The 3,181-nt window shown below is 67.1% G+C and carries 3 protein-coding genes; all 3 read left to right on the forward strand.

From position 1 onward, the window contains the following. The first annotated feature begins 56 nt into the window (after positions 1 to 56). Complete coding sequence (locus tag JCM9942_RS20780) at positions 57 to 155, forward strand: TonB-dependent receptor plug domain-containing protein (protein ID WP_425478352.1); 99 nt, start codon at positions 57 to 59, stop codon at positions 153 to 155. Then, complete coding sequence (locus JCM9942_RS12805; RefSeq protein WP_054660132.1) at positions 152 to 2,503, forward strand: TonB-dependent receptor domain-containing protein; 2,352 nt, start codon at positions 152 to 154, stop codon at positions 2,501 to 2,503. The genes JCM9942_RS20780 and JCM9942_RS12805 overlap by 4 nt, the downstream gene beginning before the upstream one ends. Before the next feature lie 141 nt (positions 2,504 to 2,644). After that, the coding region (locus tag JCM9942_RS12810) for an N-acetylmuramoyl-L-alanine amidase (RefSeq protein WP_083468542.1) at positions 2,645 to 3,181 on the forward strand (537 nt) is incomplete at its 3' end.

Genomic DNA, 3,181 nt, shown 5'->3' on the forward strand with positions numbered 1-3,181 from the left:
CGCTGGTGCTGCTCAACGGCCGCCGGGTCGCCGCCCATGGCCTGGCCGGCCAGGTGGTGGATCTGAACTCGATTCCCTTCGCCGCGATCGAGCGGGTGGAAGTGCTGCGCGATGGCGCCTCGGCGGTGTACGGCACCGACGCCATCGGCGGGTGATCAACTTCATCACCCGCACCAACTACCAGGGGATCACCCTGACCTCCGGCGCCGACGTCACCCAGGAAGGCGGCGGCAACATCTACCACGCCAGCCTGCTCGGTGGCTGGGGTGATCTGGACAGCGACCGCTGGAACGTCTGGGCCGCGGTCAACGCCAAGAAGAACAAGATCCTGCGCGGCAACCAGCGCGATTTCGTCAACAGCTTCCAGCCCGAGCGCGGGCTGTCGCCGGACACGCGTGGCACCCCGTTCGCCAACATCGTCAGCGGCACCGGCAGCCTGATCGGCGGCGGCCTGCGCGACCCGGCCAGCGGCCTGACCAAGACCACGGTCAACACCTTGGATCTGCCCGGCGGTGCCGGCTGCGAGGCCGGCGGCGACATGATGGGCCCGTACGACGACAAGATCTGGGCCAGCCCCGGCGCCAGCTTCGGCTGCGCCTGGGACTATGGCCGCGCGCGCACCATCCAGCAGCCGGTGGATACCGTGCAGGGTGTCGGCCGCGCCACCTTCCGGCTCGGCGACAGCCACGAGTTCTACGCCGAGCTGATGGGCTCGAAGGTGACCTCCAAGCGCCAGTTCGAGGCGCAGCAGATCACCACCAGCATCAATGCCAGCGCCACCCAGCTCGACGCCTACGAGCTCAACGCCAACACCCAGGCCACCTACGACGCGGTCTACAACCAGCTGCAGGGCTATTTCGGCAACCAGGCCAACCTGGTCTATGGCCGGCCGATCGCCTACCGCTGGCGCTGCGAGGTCTGCGGCCCGCGCCAGATCGAGACCAGCACCAAGGCCTACCGCCTGCTGTTCGGCATGACCGGCACGCTGGGCACGTGGGATTACGATGTCGGTCTGTCGCGCGCGCAGAGCAAGGCCGAATCGACCACCGCGGGCGGCTACTACTTCACTCCGCAGCTGAAGGCCGCGTTGAAGAGCGGCCTGCTCAATCCGTTCCTGATGCCCGGCCAGGCGCAGTCGCAGGCCGGCCGTGACGCGCTGGCCGCGGCCGATGCCAGCGGCCTGCAGATCTATGAGGGCACCTCGACCACCACCACCTTCGATGCCAGTTTCAGCGGCGGCCTCGGCTTCACGCTGTGGGGCGAGGACCAGGTGCAGGCCGCGGTGGGGGTGGACCTGCGTCGCGAGGAATACGAATTCGGCGGTCCGGCCGAATGGCTGGCCGGCAACGCCTATGTGTTCGGCGTGCCGGGCGATGCGGCCAACTACATGTCGCCCAAGCAGCGCAACGTGAAAGCGGCGTTTGCCGAGTTCAACCTGCCTGTGCTCGACAGCCTGGAGCTGAACCTGGCGGTGCGCCATGACCGTTATGACGGTTTCGGTGGCACCACCAATCCGAAGTACTCGCTGAAGTGGCAGCCGATCGACTGGCTGGTGTTCCGCGGTTCCTACAGCACCGGTTTCAAGGTGCCGGACTTCGCCAAGCTGTTCCGCGGCATCACCGAGACCCAGTACACCGGTCTGGACCTGGCCGATCCGGCGACCTGCCCGCGCGGCCAGTACAACCCGGACGTGGCCGCCTGCAGCGTGCAGATCCGCCCGGACATCATCACCGGCGGCAATCCGAACCTGAAGCCGGAAGAAGCCGAACAGCGCAGCATCGGCTTCGTGCTGGCGCCGTGGGATGCCTTCAACCTCAGCGTCGACTGGTGGGAGATCGAACGCACCAACACGATCCGTAGCGGTTTCAACCTGTCCACGATGACCGCGAACTACCCGCTGTATGCGTCCAACTTCATCCGTGACGCCAGCGGCACGATCATCGCGATCGACCAGCGCTTCATCAACACCGGTGGCACGCTGACCCGCGGTATCGAGCTGGACGCCAACCTGCGTGGCGAACTGGCCGGCGGTGCCTGGAACGTGCACCTCAACGGCAATTATCTGGACACCTTCAAGACCAAGACCTTCGACAACCTGCCCTACAGCGACAACCTGGTCGGCGAGTACGAGCGCTACTTCAACCTGCCGATCAAGTGGAAGCACACCGTCAGCCTGGGCTGGGCCCGCGGCGACTGGGCGCACACGCTGACCCAGGTCTACCGGGGCGGTTACAAGGACTGGAAGCCCGGCGGCATCGTCAACGGCTACACCCCGCCGGCGTGGGATCCGAACGTGGATGCCTACACCACCTACAACTACAGCCTGACCTGGAGCGGCATGGAAAACCTGAAGGCGACCTTCGGCATCCGCAACCTGCTCAACACCGATCCGCCGTTCACCGTGCGCTATCTGGATGATGGCGACGGCGCCGGCTGGGAGGCGCGCGTGGCCGACCCGCGCGGCCGTTCGTTCAACGTGCTGCTTGAATACCGCTTCCGCTGATGCGGGCGGGATGCTGAAAGTGCGAGGGTGCCGCCGCCGGTCCGCCGGCGGTGGCACGGTTGTCGTGACAGACCCGTGCTGCGGGGCAATGCCCACCGCCGGACGGGTCGCTACTGGACCGCGGTGATGATGAGAACCCCGATGAAACTGCTGTTGCCCGTGGCGCTGGTGGCGCTGCTGGGGGCCTGCGCGCAGACCCCGTCGCGCAATCCGCTGGCGACCTGGGTGCCGTCCGCCAACCAGGACCTGCGCCGGCCGGTGCTGATCGTCATCCACTTCACCCAGCAGGACTCGGTGCAGCAGAGCCTGGACACACTGCGCGGCCGCAACAGTGGCGGCCCGGTCAGCGCGCACTATCTGATCGGTGCCGATGGCCGGCGTTTCCAGCTGGTCAGTGACGAACGCCGCGCCTGGCACGCCGGTGCCGGCAGCTGGGCCGGATGGCGCGATATCAATTCGGTGTCGATCGGCATCGAACTGGACAACGATGGCAGCACGCCGTTCGCCGCGGCGCAGATCGACAGCCTGCTGGTGCTGCTGGAGGACCTGTGCACGCGGCTGCGCATTCCGCGCACGCAGATCATCGGCCACCAGGATATGGCGCCCACCCGCAAGCCCGATCCGGGCCCGCTGTTTCCATGGCAGCGGCTGGCCGAGGCCGGCTTCGGCCGCTGGCCG

Origin of the sequence: Stenotrophomonas pictorum JCM 9942 (genome assembly GCF_001310775.1) — a bacterium.
GTDB lineage: Bacteria > Pseudomonadota > Gammaproteobacteria > Xanthomonadales > Xanthomonadaceae > Stenotrophomonas > Stenotrophomonas pictorum.